Source organism: Duganella sp. CF402, from assembly GCF_900109645.1.
GTDB lineage: Bacteria > Pseudomonadota > Gammaproteobacteria > Burkholderiales > Burkholderiaceae_D > Rugamonas.
The window spans coordinates 1962979-1984970 of the sequence record NZ_FOBG01000001.1 but is presented as its reverse complement, the minus strand read 5'-3'; the positions used below and the strand labels follow the sequence as shown (position 1 = coordinate 1984970).

16 protein-coding genes are annotated in these 21992 nt (G+C 62.2%); 4 read left to right on the top strand and 12 right to left on the bottom strand.

Features of this window, described 5'->3' with window-relative positions; genetic code table 11:
- Positions 1-26: 26 nt before the first annotated feature.
- Genes aroQ through BMZ70_RS08815 form a run of 3 tightly spaced genes read right to left on the bottom strand, consistent with a single transcriptional unit; the run spans position 27 to position 3412 of the window.
- The gene (gene aroQ, locus BMZ70_RS08825) at positions 27-461 is read right to left on the bottom strand and encodes a type II 3-dehydroquinate dehydratase (protein WP_092272544.1); all 435 of its coding nucleotides are present in this window, start codon (positions 459-461) and stop codon (positions 27-29) included.
- A gap of 1 nt (position 462) precedes the next feature.
- Positions 463-1770, bottom strand: a complete 1308-nt coding sequence (locus BMZ70_RS08820; protein ID WP_092272542.1) for an MFS transporter — start codon at positions 1768-1770, stop codon at positions 463-465.
- Positions 1771-1795: 25 nt separating this feature from the next.
- Positions 1796-3412 (bottom strand): carboxylesterase/lipase family protein, encoded by a 1617-nt coding sequence (locus BMZ70_RS08815; protein WP_092272540.1) that lies wholly within the window; start codon positions 3410-3412, stop codon positions 1796-1798.
- 140 nt (positions 3413-3552) lie between these two features.
- On the opposite strand from BMZ70_RS08815, the gene BMZ70_RS08810 reads away from it, so the two are divergent.
- From BMZ70_RS08810 to BMZ70_RS08800, 3 genes are all read left to right on the top strand, one after another.
- Positions 3553-4497, top strand: a complete 945-nt coding sequence (locus tag BMZ70_RS08810; protein ID WP_092272537.1) for a fatty acid desaturase — start codon at positions 3553-3555, stop codon at positions 4495-4497.
- Positions 4494-5288 (top strand): phosphate/phosphite/phosphonate ABC transporter substrate-binding protein, encoded by a 795-nt coding sequence (locus BMZ70_RS08805; RefSeq protein WP_092272535.1) that lies wholly within the window; start codon positions 4494-4496, stop codon positions 5286-5288. Before BMZ70_RS08810 ends, BMZ70_RS08805 begins: the two co-directional genes overlap by 4 nt.
- Positions 5289-5375: 87 nt before the next feature.
- Positions 5376-7082: a methyl-accepting chemotaxis protein gene (locus tag BMZ70_RS08800; RefSeq protein ID WP_092272532.1), complete on the top strand. Its 1707-nt coding sequence runs from the start codon at positions 5376-5378 to the stop codon at positions 7080-7082.
- Here the strand turns inward: BMZ70_RS08800 and BMZ70_RS08795 are convergent.
- The 8 genes from BMZ70_RS08795 to BMZ70_RS08760 all read right to left on the bottom strand — a co-directional run bounded on the left by BMZ70_RS08795 (position 7079) and on the right by BMZ70_RS08760 (position 17935).
- Positions 7079-7726, bottom strand: coding sequence for a zeta toxin family protein (locus BMZ70_RS08795; RefSeq protein WP_092272529.1), 648 nt, complete (start codon positions 7724-7726; stop codon positions 7079-7081). The two genes, BMZ70_RS08800 and BMZ70_RS08795, sit on opposite strands and share 4 nt — an antisense overlap.
- Positions 7723-8046, bottom strand: a complete 324-nt coding sequence (locus BMZ70_RS08790; protein WP_092272526.1) for a hypothetical protein — start codon at positions 8044-8046, stop codon at positions 7723-7725. The genes BMZ70_RS08795 and BMZ70_RS08790 overlap by 4 nt, the downstream gene beginning before the upstream one ends.
- Positions 8047-8109: 63 nt before the next feature.
- Entirely contained in the window at positions 8110-10182 is a 2073-nt protein-coding gene (locus BMZ70_RS08785) for a TonB-dependent receptor (protein WP_092272523.1), read from the bottom strand.
- Positions 10124-10618: a DUF6702 family protein gene (locus BMZ70_RS08780; RefSeq protein WP_092272520.1), complete on the bottom strand. Its 495-nt coding sequence runs from the start codon at positions 10616-10618 to the stop codon at positions 10124-10126. Before BMZ70_RS08780 ends, BMZ70_RS08785 begins: the two co-directional genes overlap by 59 nt.
- Positions 10615-12960 carry a M1 family metallopeptidase gene (locus tag BMZ70_RS08775; RefSeq protein WP_092272517.1) on the bottom strand — a complete coding sequence of 782 codons (2346 nt, stop codon included), beginning with the start codon at positions 12958-12960 and terminating at the stop codon, positions 10615-10617. The genes BMZ70_RS08780 and BMZ70_RS08775 overlap by 4 nt, the downstream gene beginning before the upstream one ends.
- 85 nt (positions 12961-13045) lie before the next feature.
- Positions 13046-14575, bottom strand: a complete 1530-nt coding sequence (locus BMZ70_RS08770) for a carboxylesterase/lipase family protein (protein ID WP_092272514.1) — start codon at positions 14573-14575, stop codon at positions 13046-13048.
- Between the two features lie 15 nt (positions 14576-14590).
- Positions 14591-15676: a LacI family DNA-binding transcriptional regulator gene (locus BMZ70_RS08765; protein WP_092272511.1), complete on the bottom strand. Its 1086-nt coding sequence runs from the start codon at positions 15674-15676 to the stop codon at positions 14591-14593.
- Between the two features lie 114 nt (positions 15677-15790).
- Entirely contained in the window at positions 15791-17935 is a 2145-nt protein-coding gene (locus BMZ70_RS08760) for an alpha-glucuronidase family glycosyl hydrolase (protein ID WP_092272508.1), read from the bottom strand.
- An 81-nt stretch (positions 17936-18016) separates the two neighbouring features.
- On the opposite strand from BMZ70_RS08760, the gene BMZ70_RS08755 reads away from it, so the two are divergent.
- Complete coding sequence (locus BMZ70_RS08755) at positions 18017-19123, top strand: endo-1,4-beta-xylanase (RefSeq protein ID WP_092272505.1); 1107 nt, start codon at positions 18017-18019, stop codon at positions 19121-19123.
- Here the strand turns inward: BMZ70_RS08755 and BMZ70_RS08750 are convergent, their stop codons facing one another.
- Positions 19124-21988, bottom strand: a complete 2865-nt coding sequence (locus BMZ70_RS08750) for a glycosyl hydrolase 115 family protein (protein WP_092272502.1) — start codon at positions 21986-21988, stop codon at positions 19124-19126.
- Positions 21989-21992 lie beyond the last annotated feature (4 nt).

Genomic DNA, 21992 nt, shown 5'->3' with positions numbered 1-21992 from the left:
TCATAATATAACGCCCCCGCGACGAATTATCCAGCTACCGATACCGCTGCACGCAACGCCAGCAGGTAGCTGTCCGCGCCGAAGCCGCAGATCTGGCCTTTGACGATATCCGCGAATACTGAAACGTGGCGGAATGGCTCGCGCGCGTGGACGTTGGACATGTGGAGTTCCACGATCGGCGCTTTCAGGATTGCCAGCGCGTCGCGGATGCCGTAGCTGTAGTGGGTCCAGGCGCCGGCGTTGATCATCACGGCGTCAAAGCCTTCTTCATGGGCGCGGTGGATGCGCTCGCACATCTCGCCTTCAAAATTGGTTTGGAAGCATTCTACTTCCGCGCCCAGTTCCTTTCCCAGCGCCTGCACGCGCTGGTCGATTTCGGCCAGCGTGACAGTGCCGTACTGCGCGGGATCGCGCTTGCCGAACATATTCAGGTTGATCCCGTGTAGCACCAGTATTTTCATCTTATTCCTCGATTTGAACGCGGCGAACGTCGCCGACAACGAATACGTAAGCCAGCAAGCCTGCAATGGCGGCGGCGCACACATACACCAGTGCATAGAAGAATGAGCCGGTGGCGCTGATGATGAAGCCGATCACCAGCGGCGTCACGATACCGGCCAGGTTGGAGCAGGTGTTGAAGATGCCGCCGGTGAGTCCCATCAGGTGCTTCGGCGCTACGTCCGAAATCAGCGTCCAGCCCAGGCCCACCATGCCCTGGCCAAAGAAGGCGAACGACAGGATGGCGATCACGGCGACGTCGCTGTCGACATAATTCGCGCCGATGATGCTGGCCGCGCCGATCAAGCCGCAGATGATGGGAAGCTTGCGCGCCACGTTGGCCGAGCCGGTGCGTTTGAGCAGCCAGTCCGATACCCAGCCGCCGAACATCACGCCGACGGCAGCGGCAAGGAACGGCATAACCGCAAAAAAGCCGACCTTGATCCATCCCATCTGCCGCTCGGTCGCAAGATACGTCGGGAACCACGTCAGGAAGAACACCAGCGTGGTATTGCCTGCGAACTGGCCAAGGCTGGCCCCCCAGATCTGGCGCACGCGCAGCAGCTTTACCACGTCGCCCCACGCGAACTTGGTCTTTTCAGTTTTGGCGTCTTCCAGCCCACCGCCTGCTGCGATGTAATCGAGTTCGGCCTGGTTGACGGTAGTGGAGTCCTTCGGTTCACGGTACACGCGCCACCATACCAGCGCAAACAGCACGCCCACCGCGCCCACCACCACGAACAGCGCGCGCCAGCCAAAGTTATGCATCAGCCAGAACAGGCTGGGCGCAAAGCACGCCAGGCCGAGATACTCGCCCACGGTGTAGATGCCGGTGGCGCGCGCTCGTTCATGCTGCGGGAACCAGGTCGCCACCACGCGGCTGTTGACGGGGAAGCAGGGCGCTTCGCTGACGCCAAGGCCGAAGCGCACCAGCAGCAGTGACTTCAGGCCCACCGCTGCGCCTTGCAGGCCGGTGAAAATGGACCAGAAGGTCAGCGCCAAAAAGTAAGTCAGCTTGCTGCCGAAGCGGTCGAGGAAGATCCCCCCCGGTATCTGCGCCAGCGCATAGGTCCATGAAAAGGCCGAGAACACCAGTCCCATTAAGGCGGCGTTGATTTGCAGGTCTTGCGTCATCAGCGGTGCGGCGATGCCGAGTACCGTGCGGTCCATGTAGTTGATGATGGTGCCTACCGCCAGCAGGGCGAGCATGGTGAAGCGCGTGCGGGTGCGAGCGGCAGGATTGCCCGCGTAGGTCGCCGTGGTGTGATTCATGCTGCTATCTCCGTAGTTCTTTTATTTAATCGCGCGTCCCGCGCGGCAGCGGCGAAGCGCCCGGCGCGATGTTGACCGGCTGGTTCTGGAATTCCATTTGTGCCGCGTCTTCTGATTGCACGGTCACGTCATCTCCGAATTCCAGGTATTGTGCACTGTCCGGCCTCCATTGTGGCCACGGTGTGGCCGGTGTTGCTGGATTGCCGCTTCGGGCAAAGGCCAGCAAGCTGTCCATCATGCGCTTGGACAGTGCGCGGTCATAGGGCTGCCAGTTGCGGGTGGCGCGGAACATGTTCAACGCATCCTGCGTCTGGAACCAGTAGGGTACGTCCGAGGTGTGATAAGCGCCTTGCGGATTGTCCTTGATCTGTACCACCGGATTAAACGGCTGCACATGCGAGAACAGGAACATGTAGAAGGGTGCCTTGCCGGTCGATTGCTGCGCCAGCGCCAGTGCTCGCGTGCCTTTCTCGATCATCGCCTGGCGGCTGTACACGCGACTCATACGCGCCGCATCGGCATCGCTGGCAGCAGGATAGAGGTCGAGGAATTGCTGCGCGCGGTCGCCGTACATGCTGGCGGCGATAGTGCGGAACTGCGCCAGCGTGGCGACGCCGCGCAGCGGGCTAAAACTGATATCGTCGGCGGTAAAGCCGGCCATCACCGGCACGTCATTCTGCTTGCCGGCGGCGTAGATGTTGGGGATGGTGTCCGGCAGGACGTAGCCGTCGATATTCGGCTTGACCGTAACCGAGCCGGATACACCGAACTGGAAGTCCCGCTGCGCGGCGAAGACCTTATCAGCCGGCAGCTTGCGCATCTCGTCGAGCGAGGTCGCGCCTACGGCTTTTTGTACCTCAAGGCCGGTCTGCTCCGACTCCGCCAGCGATGGCGCGTTATTACTGACGCCAGCGCCGCTCATCAGCACTGCGCGCTGGAACAAGCCTTTCGCCAGCGGACTCGCGAGCAGGGTGCCGACCGACGCCGCGCCGGCGGACTGGCCGGAGATGGTGACGCGTGACGGATCACCGCCGAAACGGGCGATGTTCTTTTGAACCCACTGCAGCGCCGCGATCTGGTCGAGAAAGCCGTAATTGCCCGATGCGTGCTGCGCCGATTCGGCGGTCAACTCGGGATGCGCCATGTAGCCGAGGATGCCGAGCCGGTAGTTCATGTTGACGAAGACAGCGTCGCCGCGCGCGGCCACGTTCTCGCCGCCGTACAGCGCCATGCCGCTGGAGCCGACCGTGAAGCCGCCGCCGTGGATGAACACAATCACCGGCAGCCGCGCCTTGGGACCAGCCTTGGCGGGCGACCAGACGTTCAGGTACAGGCAATCCTCGCTGGTGGCCTCCTCGCCGAAGTAGTGATTGATGTCTTTGCGGCGCAACAGCTGAATGCATTCCGGTCCCTTGCGGTCCGCGTGATACACGCCGCGCCACGGCGCCACGGCTTGCGGCGCACGCCAGCGCAGTTCGCGCACCGGCGGCGCGGCAAAGGGCACACCCAGCCACGCGCGCACGCCGGAAGGCAGGGCAATGCCGTCGATCTTGCCGCTGTCGATGCTGATCATGGTTTGCGCGGACGCCATGCCTGCGGTTGCCAATATCGTCGCCGTGCCGGCGATCGCCAGATAGTTCATCGCTTGTCTCCTCTATGGGTTTTCAAAACAGAATACACTAACTATTTAGTTAATTCCACAGAATCCGCATAAGAATGCTCGTTTTAATTCGTTCCCGCCTGCGTTGGCCCTTCATATACTCAGCCGCAGGAGATTTGTATATGCAAGCTTGGATCGATAGCGCACAACGGGACGAAGTAACGAAAGAACGCAAGCGCGCCGCATGGCGCGGCGAGTGGCCGACCTGGCTGCTGATCGTGGTGATTTACGGCGGCTGGCTGGCCACGCTGGCGTATTGGCCGGTGCTGGGCACGGCGCCAGCGACCTTGCTGATGATCTGGTGGTGCGCATGGTACATGTCCCTGCAGCACGAGCTGATACACGGTCATCCCACGCGCTGGCCGTGGTTGAACCGTGTGTTCGGCTACCTGCCGCTGGCGGTGTGGTATCCGTACGAGATTTACCGCGAGAGCCATCTGCGCCATCACAATGATTTCGATCTCACGCTGCCGGAGCTCGACGCCGAGAGCACTTATGTGTCGCCGGCCGAGTGGGAAGCCATGAGCCGTCCGCTGCGCGCGCTGCTTTGGCTGAACAAGACTTTCTGGGGACGGCTTGCGGTCGGCCCGGCGCTGTCGATTGCGTCCACCTGGGGCGGCGCTGCACGCCGCATGCTGAGCGGGGACTTGCGCGACGCCGGTGTTTGGCTGCGCCACTTCCTGCTGCTGGCCGTGCTGCTGTGGTGGATCGACGCGACGTTTGGCGTATCGGCCGTCTGGTATGTGCTGGCGATTTCGTATCCGGCGCAGTCGCTGACGATGATCCGCTCGTACTACGAACATCGCCCGGCGGAAGACCACAAGCAGCGTATCGTGCTGAATGATGCGGGGCTGGTGTTTCGCATCCTTTTCCTGAACAATAATCTGCACCTGGTGCACCATGACCTGCCTTCGCTGCCGTGGTACTTGCTGCCGCGCGTGTATGCGGCGCGGCGCGAAGCCTATAATGAGCGCAGCGGCGGTTTTCATATCAACGGCTATGGAGAGCTGATGCGCCGCTTTGGTTTCCGTCCTATCGATGCACCCGTCCACCCGCGCATGCCATGAACTGGACCGTCTCCCTGCCGATGTATAACGTCTCGCCGCGCTTGCAGCGCGAGTATGATGCATTGCTGGCCTGTGTGCTGGCCGATGCTGGTGTCAGCGAACAGGTGCAGCTGCTGCAGGAGCCGCAGCTTCCGGCCGTGTGGCATCGCCCCGATCTTCTGATTGGCCAGACCTGCGGCTATCCCTACGTGACGGCCTTGCGCGGCGTGGCTTCTTTGCTAGCGACGCCGTGCTTCGATTTCGCCGGCTGCGAAGGTAGCGACTATTCCAGCGTGATCGTCACCCGTTCCATCGATGGCGTCAATTCGCTGGCCGAAGCGCGCGGGCTCACCGCCGCCGCCAACTCGCTGGACTCCAACAGCGGCATGAACGTGCTGCGTCATGCCGTCGCTCCGTTGGCGCGCGATGGCCGGTTCTTCGGCAAGGTGAAATGGACTGGCGCGCACGTGGCCAGCCTGCGCGCGGTGCGCGAAGGGGAGGCGGACATTGCCGCCATCGATTGCGTGACTTTCGGCTACCTGAAGCAGGAGTCGCCGGACAGCGTGCAAGGAATCAACGTGCTGCAATACTCCGTATCCTCACCGGGCCTGCCGCTGGTGACAGCACACAGCGTCCCCGCAGCGTTGCAAGGGCGCTTGCGTGCGGCCTTGCTGTCACCGGGCGCGCAACTCCGCGCGCACATGGCGGCGCTGCATATCAAGGCATTCGAGCATCGGCCGGACGCCGACTACAATCGCATCCAGCGGCTTGAAGCCGAAGCTGTCGCTTTGGGCTACGCGGCGCTGGCTTAGCATATCGTTGACTGCTCTCATGCGTTATACTGGTTTCAGGCTGCGCAGACGGCCGGAATCCTTCTACTTACTTGAGAAAAGTCACCAATGACTATTACGAAGCGACTGATTTTAACGTTGTCGTTAGCGCTGCTGGCGCTGATCTTTGTCGGCGCGGCCGGCCTCACCCAGCTCTCTCGCGCGCAGCAGCGACTGGACCTGGTGCAGAACAATCTGGTGCCGAGTATCGCCGGCCTGAATATGGCGAAGGGCTATCTGGCTGATAGTCGCCTTGCTGGCTATCGCCTGTCGGTGTTCTCCAATCTGGCTGACAAGACCGCGTTGGATAAAGCCTACAACGACGCGCATGCCAAGTTCGATGAAGTGGTCGCACGCTACGAGAAGGAAAGCATCTTCGACGACACCGATCGCAAGATGCTGGAAGCCGACAAGGCGGCGATGGCTGCATATCGCCAGGCGCTGGTGCCGTTCCTGGCCGGCGCACATGCCGGCGACATGGACGCGGTACGCGCCACGCTGCAAGCCGGTACGCCGCTGGCCACGTCGGCGGCTGGCGTTAAAAAAGCCTTTGACGATCATATCGCCTACAACAATAAGCTGAGCGACGACATCCGCACCGAGAGCCTTGCAGCGTACAACTTTGCCTTCCGCTTGCTGGTGACGGTGATCGTGCTGGCGGTGCTGGTGACCGGTGTGCTGGCATGGCAGCTGTACACCACTATCAAGAGCAGCCTGGCATCGATCCGTGGCACGCTGGAAGACGTGAGTCAGTCGCTGGATCTCACGCACCAGATCAAGGTGGAGCGCATGGACGAAATCGGCCACACGGCGGTGGCGTTCAACAAGCTGCTGGAACAGATCGCGGGCGTGATCGAAACCGTGCGCGCTTCGACCAGCGCAGTCGGTGCGGCTTCACAGCAGATCGCGGCCGGTACTGGAGACCTGTCGCAGCGCACGTCGTCGCAAGCGGCGGCGCTGGAGCAGACTGCGGCCAGCATGGAGCAGCTGACTTCCACCGTCGGCCAGAACGCCGACAACGCGCGCCAGGCCAACCAGCTGGCGCGTTCGGCTTCCGAAGTGGCGACGCAGGGTGGTTCGGTGGTCGAGCAGGTGGTGGTGACGATGGGCTCCATCAACGAATCGTCGCGCAAGATCGTGGACATCATTTCGGTCATCGACGGCATCGCCTTCCAGACCAACATCCTGGCGTTGAATGCGGCGGTTGAAGCGGCACGCGCCGGCGAGCAGGGACGCGGTTTTGCGGTAGTGGCGACCGAAGTGCGCAACCTCGCGCAGCGTTCGGCGGCGGCGGCCAAGGAAATCAAGGCACTGATCGACGACTCGGTGGAGAAGGTCGGTTCGGGCACCAAGCTGGTGGAGCAGGCTGGCAGCACCATGCACGAAGTGGTGTCGAGCATCAAGCAGGTGACCGACATCGTGGGCGAAATCAGCGCGGCGACGCAGGAACAGAACGACGGCATCGCCCAAGTGCACCGCGCGGTCACCGAGATGGACCAAACCACGCAGCAGAACTCCTCGCTGGTGGAGCAGACCGCCGCCGCCGCGACCACGCTGCGCGATCAGGCGGACAAGCTGGATCAAGTAGTGAGCGCCTTCAAAATCAACGCTTCGCGTGCCGCCTACGCGCCTGCAGCACCGGCAGCGCCACGCCGCGCAACCGTTACGGCTCTGCCGAAGACTGCACGCGCCAAGCCGGCCGTCCAACCTGCCGCCAAACCAGCAGCACCGAAAGTGAAAGCTGCATCCTCCGGCGACGAGTGGGAAGAGTTCTAAGCCGCCTCACGTGGACTAACGCGATTCATCCATTCGGCAATCGGCGCGGGCATAGTCCCGCGCTGGTCGCGGCGGTCATACACCTCATCCTCTTTAATCTGCACACGGCATAACGTGCGGCTAAGCAGCTTGGATGTGCTGACCGAATGCCCGCCCCGCGCCGCACGTGTGGCCACGCGCGCAATCGAAAGCGGCGCATTGCTCAAACCGACGAAGACCAGCAGCACAAAATATCCGGCCGCCTGCATTTCTTCGATAAGGTCGATCTTTGATTCGACCATGCCGCCACCCAGATCGCGCCAGTGCGAAAAGACAGTCTCCACGCCAAATGACGCCTTGCGGATCAGCGCTTGGCCGACAAAGGACTGCACGCCTTTTTGCGCGACCTTCATCCAGTTCTCATCGAAGTCCCGCAGCTTTGTGGCCCACCGTGGAATCATTCCAGCCTGATCTGTCTCGGGCAGGATGGACATCATCATGCGGTCTGCATTAATGAGGGGGATTTTGAACTGAGGCGCGACGTAGGTGTTCCACATGGTCGATTTGCCTGAGCCGTTGTGACCGGCCATGATGACAGCCAGCGGCCCGCCGGATGTGCGCTGGGCACCGTGCACCGCTGCAAGCGCTGTCTTCAGTGTAGTCATTTTGCGGGGCGGAATTTTCCGCGCACGATGGTGCCCGATTCGGTTACGCCGTTGAGCTTGCGGATGATCCTGCCGGGAATGTCTGGGTCCGCGTGAAAGAAGGGGATATCCGGAGGTTGCGGGATGTCCACGCCGGGCTTGAGCATCCTGCGGAGTGCGCGGCCAAGCGCTTTCTGGCCCTCGAGGACATTACGCTCCACTTCCGCCTCGCTTGGCGCAGGGGCGGTGACGGTGACCGAACCGAACTTGACGGTCCTGAGCGACGGTCCGTCTTCCTTGATAACCAGCTCGACTGTTGGTGGTTTGCGCTTGGTGTTCATGATAGATCCTCCAGCTGCAAGCATCGTATCACGACCATGACTGGTGCGTTTTTCCTTTGCCTGCTAGAAGTTCTTGATCAGCGTGGCGCGCAGGGAGCGGGATTCGATTGGGTGGAAGTGGATGTCGGCGACGGCCGCCGCTTCGCCCTTCAGCTGCGATTCATAGTAGTAGTCGATGGCCGAGTCGCGGCGGTTGGTGATGTTGAAGGCTTCCAGTTCCAGCGCCAGGTCGTTGCGGATCTTCCAGCCGAAGCGGCCGTTCAAGGTCATGCTGGCTTTCGAGCGCACGCTGTTGTCTTCAATGAGCGGACGCGGGCCGAAGTAGCGCAGCTTGAGCGAGGCCGAATACGGGCCACCATCGTCCACCGTCACCGCGAGCTGGCCGGTGCCTTCAATCGCGCCGGGAATGTAGCTGCCTTCTTCCACATAGCCGCGCGAACGTGCGCGCGCGTAGGCCAGGTCAAGGTCGACCGACAGCCACTTCAAAGGCTTGTAGTAGTTGGAGAACTCCACGCCGTAACGGCGGCTCGGCGGACCTGCCTCGGTCGCGCCGGCGTCGCCGATGTAGACCAGCTCCGAATCGAAATCCAGACGGTACACCGACAGCGAGGTTTGCAATCCAGGCAGCCACGCGGTGCGCGCGCCCAGCTCCATGCCGCGCGAACGCACCAGCGGCGTCACTTTGTCCGCCGCCAGTCCGGTCTTGGGATCGATGGTGATGGTCGTGCCGCGCGCGTCGTTGCTGTGGAAGCCGCTGCCGATGTTGGCGTACACCTCGGCTGTCTGCCAAGGCCCGTAGATCAGGCTTAAGCTCGGGCTCACCAGATGGTCTTTGGCCTTGCCGGCATTGGCCGCGAGGTCGCTCTGCACGTCGAAGCGGTAGCTGTCCACGCGCGCGCCAACCACGGTGCGGAAGGCTGCATTCCAGCGCGTGTTGTTCTCGACGTACAAACCTGCGCTCGATTCGACGATGTGATCCTGCCGCGTCACCGACAACGTCTTGCGCGCCTGCGTGTTGTACAAGCCGTTGAAGATGTTGTCGTTCTGGAGCTGCACGCCGACCGTGGTTTCGCTGTTGCCAGTGTCGGTATGATGGTGCCAGCTGTGCGCCGCATTCAGCCCGCTGGTTACACGTTTGTCCGGCTGGGCGAACTGGTCGCCATGCACCGGATCTTCCATGAAGTAGGTGAAGTTGGACCACAGGTCCAGCTGGTTGGCGATGATGTAGGCGTTGACCTTGGACGAGCTGTCCTCGGCCGTGCGGCGCCATCCACCGGACAGGCTGTAACGATGCGCCTTGCCGCCATCCGTGTTGTCGATGGCGTCGTAGCGGCCGAGCTGTCCGTCCAGCACCGCGCGCAGCGGAATCTGGTCGGTGGAATTCCAGTCGCCCTTGTACGCCATCAGGCTGACATTGAAACCGTTGTTGGCGTAACCTTCGCTGTAGCGCAGCACTGCGTTCAGTTTCTGGTAATCGTCGCCGCGCGTGAACGGGCCGTCGTTGTGCATCGCTTCGATGGCGTACAGCAGGCTGCCGTTGCCGGCGTCCACCGAGTTGGCGACCAGCGCCCGGCCGTAGCCGTTCTGGCCTGCCGACACGCTGGCCACACCTTGCGTCAAGCGGTTCGCATACACCACGGACGCAGCGCCCGCCGAAGCAAAGTCGCCTTCTTCGGCAGAGTAGGGGCCTTTCTTGTAGTCGAGCCGCACCGCCAATTCAGGAATCAGGAAATTCAGATCGGTCCAACCCTGTCCATGTGCATGGCTGCGCTGGTTGACCGGCATGCCGTCCACGGTGGTGCGCAAGTCGGTGCCGTGATCGAGATTGAAGCCGCGCAGGTAGAACTGGTTGGCCTTGCCCTCGCCGCTATGCTGGCTGACCACCAGCCCCGGCACCGCTTCCAGCATCTCGCCGGGACGATACACGGTGCGCGCCGCCAGCTCTTCCTGCGTGACGGTGCCGGCGCTGGCCGCATCGGCCACGCCCAGCTGGTTGGTGCGCGAACCGTCGATCAGGATTTTTTGCAGGATCTGGTCGTCGGCGTGGGCGGCGCCGAAGGCCAGCAACAGCAGGTATTTAAGGGGCGATTTGATCGATGCTGCTTTGATCGAAGAAGAAGGTTTTGGTGGCGCCATCGGTTTGCAGGTTCACGGTATTTTTTTGCGACGGCAGAAAGTCTATCAGCAAAGCGTTGTGGATACGGCTTCCTTTTGTCAGTTTTACACCTGGCAGTTCCTGGAAGATGACGACGCTGTCGGCATCCACCGTCACGCCCACCCATTGCAGCGGCAGGCGCTTGCCATCCTTGTCGGCGATGGTGAATTGCTTCTCGACGTAGCGCCGCAGCGGCGCTTCGCTGTCGGCGCGGCCAAGGTCGAACTGGCGGCCGTATAGATTGGTCAGCAGCGTGGCGAGATCGTGCGCGGTGTAGGTGTGCACGATCTCGGTGCTGCCGGTGCGCTCGTTGTAGCTGATGTCCGCTATGCCCGTGTGGAAGTTGTGGGCATGGGAGGCTATGCCGACCAAAGTCAGCAAGGTAGCGACAACGAGGCGCAAGCGGCGTGCAATCACTTCTTCTCGTCCTTCTTCAACGGCGTATTGAAGTCGCGCATCAGGTTATTCTTGTCACGCTCGGTCTTGAACAGTTCAAGACGCGACTGCGTTACCTTGCGCGGCCACGCGTTGTTGGACGTGTCGATATCGGCGGTCTCCCAGTACGGGTCCTGGGTCAGGCCTACCATCGGTTCGTCGGTGACGATCAACTTGGTGATCTTCTTCGAGTTGTAGCGCCATACTTCGGCCGGAATGCGCTCGATGTACTTCTTACCGCTCTTGAGTTCAATCTCCAGGATCAGCGGCATCACCATGCCGCCCAGGTTGGAGAAGTCCACCAGGTACAGGTGCTTGCCCTGATCCAGCAGCTTCTTCTCCCACGGCTCCAGCTTTTCGATCGCTTCGGCGTAGGTGTTGCGGTCCTTGTTGGTGACGGTGAACTCGTCATGGTCGTTGTAGAAGTCCTTCAGCTCCGGATGGTCGTCCAGGCGCTTCGGCAGGGCCTTGTTGCGCTGCTCGGAAACGGAGATCGGCTGCGCGTCTTTCTGCGCTTTCTTCCAGGCCTTTTCCTTGACCGGATCCTTGGTGTTCACACCGTATTCGCTGATGCCGTCGATGCTGATGTCCACCGGCTCGGTGGTGTAGAACCAGCCGCGCCAGAACCAGTCGAGGTCCGTGCCGGAAGCGTCTTCCATCGTGCGGAAGAAATCGGCCGGGGTAGGGCGCTTGAACTTCCAGCGCTGCGCGTATTCGCGGAAGGCGTAATCGAACAGTTCGCGGCCGAGAATCGTCTCGCGCAGGATGTTCAAACCGGTGGCCGGCTTGGCGTAGGCGTTAGGGCCTACCTGCACCAGCGACTCCGAGTTGGTCATGATCGGCACCTGGTTCTGGCTGCGCATGTAGTCGACGATGTTGCGCGGCTCGCCACGGCGCGACGGGTACTTGTCTTCCCATTCCTGCTCGGCGAGGTATTGCACGAAGGTGTTCAGGCCTTCATCCATCCAGGTCCACTGGCGCTCGTCCGAGTTGATGATCATCGGGTAGTAGTTGTGGCCTACCTCGTGGATGATGACGCCGATCAGACCATACTTGGTCTGCTGCGACCAGGTCAGCTCACCGGTCTTCTTGTCCTTGGTTGGACGCGGGCCGTTAAAGGAGATCATCGGGTACTCCATGCCGCCCACCGGGCCGTTCACCGAAATCGCGGTTGGATACGGGTAGTCGAAGCTGTACTTGTTGTACTTGTCGATGGTGTGGATGATGGCCTGGGTGCTGTACTTGCCCCACAGTGGATTGCCTTCCTTCGGATAGTAGGACATCGCCATCACGTCGGTGGAATCCTTCTTGTAGCCTTGCGCATCCCAGATGAACTTGCGGCTCGAGGCCCACGCGAAATCGCGCACGTTGGCCGCCTTGAAATGCCAGGTCTTGGTCGCGCTGCTGTGCGACTTCTCGGCCTTGGCGGCTTCTTCTTGCGTGACGATGACGACAGGTGCGGTTGCGGTTTTCGCCTTGGCCAGACGCTCGCGCTGTACGGCGCTCAGCACATCGTTCGGGTTTTGCAGTTCGCCGGTGGAGGCCACCACGTGGTCGGCCGGCACGGTCAGCTGCACATCGTAGTCGCCGAATTCCAGCGTGAACTCGCCGGTGCCAAGGAACTGCTTGTGCTGCCAGCCATACACGTCGTAGTAGGCCGCCATGCGCGGGAACCACTGGGCGATTTCGAACAGGTCGTTCTTATCTTCCTCGAAGTGCTCGAAGCCCGAACGGCCGCCCAGTACCAGCTGTTCGTTGATGTTGTAGGACCAGTCGATATTGAAGGCGAACTTCTGGCCCGGCTTCAAAGGCGTCGGCAGGTCGATGCGCATCATGGTGCGATTGATGACGTATTTGAGCGGCTTGCCGTCCGCGCCCACGTTCTTGATCTTGAAGCCGCCGTCGAATTCACCTCCGGCCAGGATGCCGCGCATGCCTTCGAACTTGTAGCCGTCGTCCGGCGAGGACGACTTGGCCCACGCCTCGCGCGAAGGCTGGGTGAGCATCATGCGGGCGTCGGAATCCTTTTTGTAGATGTTCTGGTCCAGCTGCACCCAGAGGTAGCTCAGCGTGTCGGGCGAGTTGTTGTGGTAGGTGATTTGTTCGCTGCCGGTGAGGGCGCGCTTGGCTTCGTCCAGCGTGGCGCTGATGGTGTAGTCGGCGCGCTGCTGCCAGTAGGCATGGCCCGGCGCACCGGAAGCGGTGCGGTAGACGTTAGGAGTCGGCAGGATTTCGTCGAGTTGACGGAACTTGTCGTCGTACGGTTCCGCCGCGTAGGCGGACACCGTCAGGCAAAGGGCCAGGAAGCCAATTTTCTTGCGCATGTGGGTTTGTTCCTCTGGATAAGAGGATAAATTGTATAGCAGGTTTTCAGTCGATTACCTGCTGATACAAAAATATACAAACCACTTATTCAACTTTCTTAACTTGCGTCTCCTGGAACTGCTGGTGCGCGTCGTCGGTGGCGGTGATGGCGGCCGATGGCACGTCGAGCTTCATCAGACGCGAGCCCTTGCCGGCGCTGGCTTGCGGCCATTCCGGCAAGCCGGCGCCGTTAGGATTGCCGGTCTTGATGAAGTTGGCGAAGTAGTCCTGCATCTGCGCCGACAGCGCGCGGTCGTCGTCGGTCCATGCATAGACTTTATTCCCTGCCAGGTTGCCCATCGCGTACTCGATCTCCACCGAGTGGCCTGCGCCTTCCTGACCGGGACGCGGACGGGTGTAGTAATAACGGTAGGTCGGCTTGCCGCTGGTGCGCGCGTGGGAGTCGATCCACTTCCAGGTGCCGTAGCCGATGAAGCGGTCACTCGCCAGTTCGGTAGCGGCCTGCTTCACGTCGCCGCTATAGGCTTGCTGCGCTGCTGCGGCCTGGTCGCCGTACAGCTTTTGCAGCGCAGCCGCGAAGTTCTCAGGCGTCGGCTCTGCATCGGCGAGGATTTGCTTATAATGGCCTTCATACGAATTCCAGCCAGCCAGCAAAGGCACTTTGGCTTGTTCGCCTGCCGCATAGATGGCGACCGGCGAGCGAGGAATCACATACCCGTCCTGGATGGCAAAGAACCATGCGCCCGGCTTTTTTGTCGCATCCAGCAGCTGCTGGGCCGGCAGGGCGCGCAGTTCTTTCAGCGTTGGCGCGCCTGCTCCTTGTGCGAAGGCGGCGCCCATCTGCTCGGCGGCCGCCAGAGGGGCAGGAGCCATCAGGCCAAGCAGCGAGCCGCTTTCGCCGATGGCGCCGGCGATCAGGCCTTTGGCCTGCGGATTGATCATCTGCGCGCTGACCGAGAACGAACCGGCTGATTCGCCGGCAATGGTCACACGCGCCGGATCGCCGCCGAAGGCCGCGATATTCTTGCGGACCCACTGCAGCGCCGCTGCCTGGTCCATCAGGCCGTAATTGCCGGAAGCGTGGTGCGGCGATTCCCTGGTCAGTTCAGGATGTGCCATGAAGCCGAACACGTTCAGGCGGTAGTTGACCGTCAGCGTGACGATGCCCTTGGCGGCCATGCTCTCGCCGTCGTAGCGCGGCTCGGAGCCGTCGCCCGCCGCGAAGCCGCCGCCGTAGAAGTACACCAGCACTGGCAGCTTTTCTTTCGCGGATTTGGCCGGAGTCCAGACGTTGAGGTACAGGCAGTCCTCGCTCACGCCGTCGGAACGGAACACCATGTCGCTGAACAGCGGCAGCTGCATGCAGCGCGCCGCGAAGTGATCGGCCTTGCGTACGCCTTTCCACTTGGCCGCCGCTTGCGGCGCAGCCCAGCGCAGCTTGCCGACCGGTGCCGCCGCGTAAGGAATGCCCTTGAACGACTTGACGCCGGACGCCTCCTGCACGCCGCTCACCGCGCCTGCGGCGGTGGTTGCGCGCGGTGTGCTGCTGTCTGCGGCGTAGGTGGAAGAGGAAATTACACTAGCGGCGATCAACAACACACGGAGTTTGTTCATTGTCTCGATATGGTTTTAATGTTTGGGCCGCAAACGAGGGGCAGCATCGGACTGGCGGCGTATCAGTGCGTGCTCCATGACGACATGTTCCGGCGCTTCCGGCGTGCCGTTGCGCTGGGCGCGGATCAGGCGCACCAGCGACTGCACGGCGGCTTCCGCCATGTCGGTAATCGGCTGGCGCACGGTGGTCAGCTCGGGCCAGATGGTGGTTGCAAGTGCGGTGTCATCGAAGCCGGCCACGGTCAGGTCGCCCGGCACGTCGAGGCCGAGGCGGTGCGCGATCGCCACCACGGCGGCGGCCATGTCGTCATTGCTGGCGAAGATGGCGGTCGGACGCTGCTCAAGTCCCAGCAACTGCTCGGCCGCATCGAGGCCGGAGCGGTAGGTGAACAGGCCTTGCACGATCAGCTCTTTGGCGCTTTGCGCATTCTTCTCCGCGATGGCGGCCTTGAAGCCGGCCAGGCGGCGCGCACTGGCGCTTTGGTTCGGATGGCCGATGACGAAGCCGATACGCTGGTGGCCCAGCGCGATCAGGTGACAGGTCATGGCGTATGCAGCTTGATAGTCGTCGATGCTGACGCCGGCCATGCGCTGATCCGGCTGGCCGCAGGCCACCGTGATGGCCGGGGTGCCGGAAGCGGCGATCAGGTCGATCAGCTTGCGCGTGTCGCACAGTGGCGGCGGCAGGATGATGCCGTCCACGCCATTGGCGATCAGACGGCGCGCCTGTTCGACGCCGTGTTCATCGGCCTCGCACTTTTCCACCACCAGCTGCACGTTGTTAGGGCTGGCCTGATTCAGCAAGCCGACCAGGAATTCGCTCAGGTAGCCCGCGCTCGGATTGGAGTACAGGAAGCCGACGCGGATCGGGCGTGATCCGGCGAGGCGGCGCGCGGCCTGATTGGGAACGTAATTGAGGGCAGCAACGGCCGCATCGACGCGGTTGCGGGTTTTTTCGCGAACGTTGGTATCGCCGTTCATCACGCGAGACACCGTCATCGGGGACACGCCCGCCAGTTTGGCCACATCGGCCATCGTGGGCGCCTGCGAGCGGTTCTGCGCGGCCGGTACTGGCGCCGGTTTAACCTTATTCTTTGTCATCTGCCTTGGTAATCTAGTTTTTAAATGAAGCTATGTTCAGCTTCAGACTTTACCACAAGCGACCGCCTGCCGGGGCAGGGATTGCGGCCACCGTGGTAGCGCAACCAGATTGCCTTATCCGCGCCCCGGCGAGTACGGGTAACGCAGCGCCTTGTAGTACGAAAGCGGATGGGCGGGTGCTGCCACGCCCGGAGGCAGCGGCAGGCCGGAGACCGACTGGAAGTAGGCGATGCAGGCGTCGCGCCACAGGATGGCGTTGTCGATCTGGCGCTTGAGGCGTTGTTCGGTCTCGGTGTAGCGGCGCGCGTCGATCAGCGGCTTGAGTGCCTGCCAGCGCGCGTGCAGCTGTTTTGTGTCAGCTACGCCTTTGTCGTAGCGGGCCAGCAGTTCGGCCCATAAGGTACGGCCGGATGGCATGGCGTAATCCCACGGCAGATGGTGGAACCACAATAGCAGTTGTTCAGGCGTGGTGCGCGGGTCTGCATACTGGCGCGCGACCTCCGGCGCATATTGTTCGAGCGCGTTGCTGCCGCTGGCGGTGCGGTTAAAGCCGATGCCGTTGCGGTCCGCGCGGTGGTAGTAGACCGGGTTCCAGTCCGGACGTTCGAGGTCGTCGACCCACGGCGCCGGGCCGTGATGGTGGCTGGTGCCCATGATGTGATGCAGGCCGAGTGGGGTCATGTAATTGACCACGGTTTCGCGCGACATCATCAGCATGTCGGTGATTGCCGCGGCCACGCGCTGATCCGGGCTGAATGTGAGGGCTGCCCATTCGGCGGCGATGTCGCGCGCCTTGGCGCTCGGATTCCAGGCCAGTTTGCCGTAGGCGTACCAGTTGGCCTGGTCGAAGTGCGAGCCGGCCCAGTTACGATCGCTGCCGATGTTGGCTACGCCGGCCATGCCGCTCAGGGTTTGCGCCACGGTCTTGCCAGTGCGGGTGTCGGCTTCCAGCGTTTCTTCAAACATGGTGCCGAGATAGGCCATGTCGGTGGCGTAGCCGAGATACTCTTTGGTGATCTGGAATTCCATCATCAACGGGGTTTTCGGCATGGCGCCGAACAGCGGATGGAAGGGCTCGCGCGGCTGGAAGTCGATGGCGCCGTTCTTCACTTGCACCAGCACGTTGGCGGCGAAGGCGCCGTCCAGCGGCTTGAATTCTTCGTAAGCCTGCTTGGCGCGGTCGTCGGCGAGATGCGCGCCTTTTGGCGCGTATACGAAGGCGCGCCACATGACGATGCCTTTGTGCGGCGCGACGGCTGCGGCCAGCATGTTGGCGCCGTCGGCGTGGTTGCGGTGGTAGTCCTGCGGGCCTGGCTGGCCTTCGGAGTTGGCTTTGACGAGGAAGCCGCCGAAGTCGGGGATGGCTTTGTAGATCTCATCGGCCTTTTTGTTCCACCATTGCTGTACTTCTGGCGCCAGCGGATCGGCGGTGCTGGTTTCGTGCAGTTCCAGCGGCGTGGACCAGCGGGCCGACAGGTAGACCTTGATGCCGTAGGGGCGCAGCACGTCGGCCACGGCGGCGGCTTTGGCGATGAATGGCGCGGTCAGGATTTCCGGCTTGGAGTTGACGTTGTTGAGCACCGTGCCGTTGATGCCCAGCGAGGCGTTGGCGCGGGCATAGTCGGTGTAGCGCTGGTCTTTGATGTCAGGCAGCGCCCACCAGTCCCAGATCGACTGGCCGGAGTAGCCGCGTTCCACGGTGCGATCCAGATTGTCCCAGTGGTTAAGCAGGCGCAGTTGCAGCTTGGGTGCGGAGGATGCGTTAAGCGTGCTGCCGATGGCTGCTTCGCGCAGCCAGGCGAAGGCGCCGTACAGCAGGCCGATGTCGGTGTTGGCGGCGATCAGCGTGACCGGATGGCCTTGCACGCGGGTGGCGCGCAGCAGGTAGCCTTCGTTGCCCAGCGCAGTCAGGTCGGCGCGCAGCGCGGCGTCGTTGGCGGTCAATGATGGCAGGCGAGTTGGCGTGGCGAGCAGCAGGGCGCCGTCGGCGATGCGTGCCGCGTCGGTAGCATTGGATGGAGCTCGTCCCAGCATGCCGGACAAGCCTTTGTTCAGTTCCGCCAGCGCGGCGTCAGTGGTTGGCGAGGGCGCGCCGGGCAGCACGATGCTGCGGGCCTGCGCCTGCACGCGCTGCTGTGCGGCGCGTTCCAGCGGGCGATAGCGCAGCCACAAATCGTAGCCGTCTTCGTCAGCTCCAAAAGCTGTCGCGGTGAGCGACAGCAGCAGCGCCGTCAGGGCCGCTGGCAAGAAAAAACGCATGGTGTCTCCAGATTATGTTAGCGTAACCATTTCATTATGCCACGATGTTAGTGAACAATTCCAAATAAGGAGACAGACAATATGAAAATATCCCGCCGCAGTTTTATCGCCATGATGGCCGCCACCGGCGCAGCGCCGCTGCACGCCGCAGAAATGCCGGAACCCTTGAAGGTACTGGGCAAACGTAAAGGTATCAATATTGGCAACGCTATCGGCGGCCGCTACTTCCGTGACCCTGCGTACAAGGCGTTGATGGCGCGCGAGTGCAATATGCTGGTGGCGGAGAATGAAGGGAAGTGGCAGGGATTGGAGCCGCGCCAGGGGCAGTACAACTTCGGCCCGGCTGATGCGATGTATGCATGGGCGAAGGAGCAGGGCATGCTGGTGCGCGGCCATAATCTGGTCTGGCAGGAGGCCAAGTGGCTGCCGAAGTGGGTCAATGGGTATGACTTCGGTGCGCAGCCGGCCAAGGCGGCGGAAGCGCTGCTGCGCAAGCATATCATCGCCGTGTGCGACCATTTCGGTGATGCGATTCACAGCTATGACGTGGTGAATGAGGCGGTGGACCCGAAGACCGGAGGCCTGCGTTCGAATGTATTCACCGAGCGTATGGGAGCGGTGGAGCAGATCGATCTGTCGTTCCGGCTGGCCTCTGAGCGCGCGCCGAAAGCGCAGCTGGTCTACAACGATTACATGCGCGAAGACGCCGGTAGCGCCAAGCATCGCGCCGGTGTGCTGAAGCTGCTGCATGAGTTGAAATCGCGCGGTACGCCGGTGCATGCGCTGGGTTTGCAGAGCCATATCGGCTCGTGGGATGAGAGCAGCAATGCGAACGGCCAGCAGGAATGGCGCAAGTTCCTCGATGAGGTGACCGGCATGGGACTGGATCTGCTGATTACGGAGTTCGATGTGAACGACCGCAAGCTGCCGGCCGATGTGAAGGTGCGTGATGCGGGTGTGGCGGCAATGGCCAAGGATTATCTGGATGTGACGCTCAGTTATCGCCAGTGCCGCGATTTCCTGATGTGGGGCATGGCGGATCACACCAGCTGGTTGCAGACCTGGCACGAGGCGCCGCGCACGGATGGGCAGAAGACGCGCCCGACTCCGTTCGACGATCAGCTTCGCGCCAAGCCGCTGCGCGACGCGATTGCAGCCGCAATCATCGCCGCGCCGAATCGAACCTGATTATTTGCGAGGGCTTTCCGGCGGTCCGAGGTAGCTCGGTTTCTGGCCGCCGGTGTTCACCACCAGCTTTTGCAGCACCAGCCCCGAATCCAGCGCCCAGAATTTGAGGGTGTGCTTGCCGGGTTGGGCCACCTGATGGCGTGACACCAGTACCGTCGCGCCATCGGACACGGTCTTTTCCCAAGCTTTTTCGCTGCTGTCCGCATGCACGTTGACGATCTGCGGCGCTTCGTCGTCAAACGACACCGCATAGCGCAGGCCCTGGCCCGGCTGGAATTTCTGCGTCGGCGCCAGCGTGGCTTGCACTTCGAACGTGCCTGCGCCGAACAGCTGCATGTCATACTCCAGCCGCATCGCCGGTGCGGCATCCGCCGGCGCATCCACCGGCAGCACCGTCATGCCGGACAGGGTGCGGCCATGATCCGGCACCTTCAGCCACGTACGCTGGCCAGCCGCCACAGCACGCGTGTAATGCTCCGCCTCCATCGCCACCACGCCGCCGGTTTCGATAAAGCCCGTCATCGCCGCCGCGCCTTCCGGCTTGCGTACCGGGACTTTCACCGTAGTCTTGCCGCCTGCGCCACTGATGACAAGTGTCGCCGTGCGCACACCGTCCGGTACTTCGGCCCAGCGCACATTCACCGCCACGCGCTGCTCACGCGCGACCTTGCCGGACGGCTTGTCCAGCGTAATCCACGGCTCGCTCGCCGTGACCTTGTAATCAAACGGCTGCTGGCCGCGATTGAAAATGTCGATGAAGCGCGCGCGCTGCTCAAACACATCCAGCGCCGGCACGGCGAGGGCGTCTCCACCCGGTCCCGGCCAAACCTGCTCGCTGCCTTCCACCGCCACGCCCATGTCAGCTGCTTTCGGTACCTGCATCTCGGTCACCGGCGGCATCACGTTGCGCGGCGGCTGGTTCCAGTAGGTGTAGCCCAGGTGCGTCTGCGACATCATGTGATTCCACTTGCCGCCGCTGATATCCTCGTGATACTTGCGCACCAACTCCGCATCCTGCGCGAACAGCGCGCGGGTCTTGGTCGCTAGGTCATTGGTGGCAGCGCGTCCCTGCAAGCCATACAGGCGATTCATGCCAGCCGTTACGTACAGCTCATTCACCACCGCGCTGGCCTTCACCGGATACAGCACCAGCTGGTAGAAGGCATCCCGCTTGGTCGCCGACAGCGCCGCCGAAATCTTCTCTGCACGCGCCGCAATCGTCTTGTACTCGTCGACGATACGGGCCGCTTCGTTGTAGTTCACCAGACTGTAGGTGTTTGGCTCCAGCTGCTCCGGCTTGCGGCGGCCGTTGTACTTGGCGTACTTGGCGACGATGTCCGCGATGTCGTCCGCATATTCCGGTCCGAACTCGCGCGTGGCCCACAGCTTCAGGTAATCCGGCAAGCGCTCCGCCGGCCATGCGGCGGGATTCCACGCGTAGGTCAGGAAGAACTCAATCGGCACCTCCATCGGTTTCAGATCGCCGACGTTGACGATCCACATGCGGTTGGCCTGGTATTGCCAGGCCAGGTGCATCTGCTCCCACACCTTCGGCAGCGGCGTCACGTTGATCCACTTGTACGAGCGCGGGCCACCGACGTAATCGAAGTGGTAGTAGACGCCCGCGCCGCCGGCACGTTTGCGCTCTTCCTGCGTCGGCAGGCGTCGGATGTTGCCCCAGTTATCATCGCACCACAGCAGCATCACGTCGTCCGGCACGCGCATGCCTTTTTCGTAGTAATCCTGTACTTCCTTGTACAGCGCCCATACCTGCGGCACCTTGGTCACGTCCGGGTTGATCTCTTTCGCGATGATGCTGCGCTGGTCGCTGACGATGTTCTCCAGCAGCGACACGTTGGCGTCGCGCGACATCGGTTCATCGCCGTCGCCGCGCATGCCCAGCGTGATCAGCTTTTCCTGGCCTTGCGTTACGCGCAGGCCCTGCGTCCAGAATTCGCGCAGCTTGTCGCCGCTGCGGTTGTAATCCCAGTGCTGGCCGCCGCCGTAGCGCCGCCATTCATCATGCGCGCGCATCATCGGCTCGTGGTGCGAGGTGCCGATAACCACGCCGTAATCGTCGGCGGTCTTGCCGTTCAGCTTATCGTCATCGTAGAAAGCTTCGCCCCACATGGCCGGCCACAGGTAGTTGCCGCGCAGGCGCAGGATCAGTTCAAACACCTTCGAATAGAACTTGTGATTGAAGTCGCCGTAATGCTGCTTGACCCAGCCAGTCAACGCCGGAGCTTCGTCATTCAGGAAAATGCCGCGATATTGCACCACCGGGGCGTCGCTGACCGCCGCTTCGGCCGAGGCGTAGACGTTCGCGTGCTTCGCCGCCGGCACGTCGGCCCACCAGTTCCAGGGCGAGACGCCGATCTGCTCCGACATCTCGTAGATGCCGTAAATGGTGCCGCGTTTGTCGCTGCCAGCGATCACCAGCGCACGTTCCACACCGGGCAGCGGCTTGCGTAGGGTTTGTACCTGCCAGCCTTCCCACTTGCCCTTGATGGCCGATACATCCAGCTTGCCCTCGGCCACCAGCTGGTCAATCAAGGCGCTCTTGCCGACGGTGCCGATGATGACTACGTCGGCGCCGGCCGGCTTGCCGTTGGTGTTGAGCGCAGGGCGCGCCGCGCTGACGCGGGCGATGTCCGCCTGCAGGTCGCCTGCCGCGCGCACCACGCCCGGATAGTCGGATGCATCCACAAACAGCCTGGCGGCCTGGCCGTTGCGGGCCAGCGCCACCGCATCGGCGGGCGGCGCGTCAAACCACGCCAGTTTTTTCTGGCCCAGCGCATGCGCGGGCAGGGCGTGCGCAAGCAGGGCCAATAACATGGCCCCGGCGGCAATAACACGTTGTCTCATATCG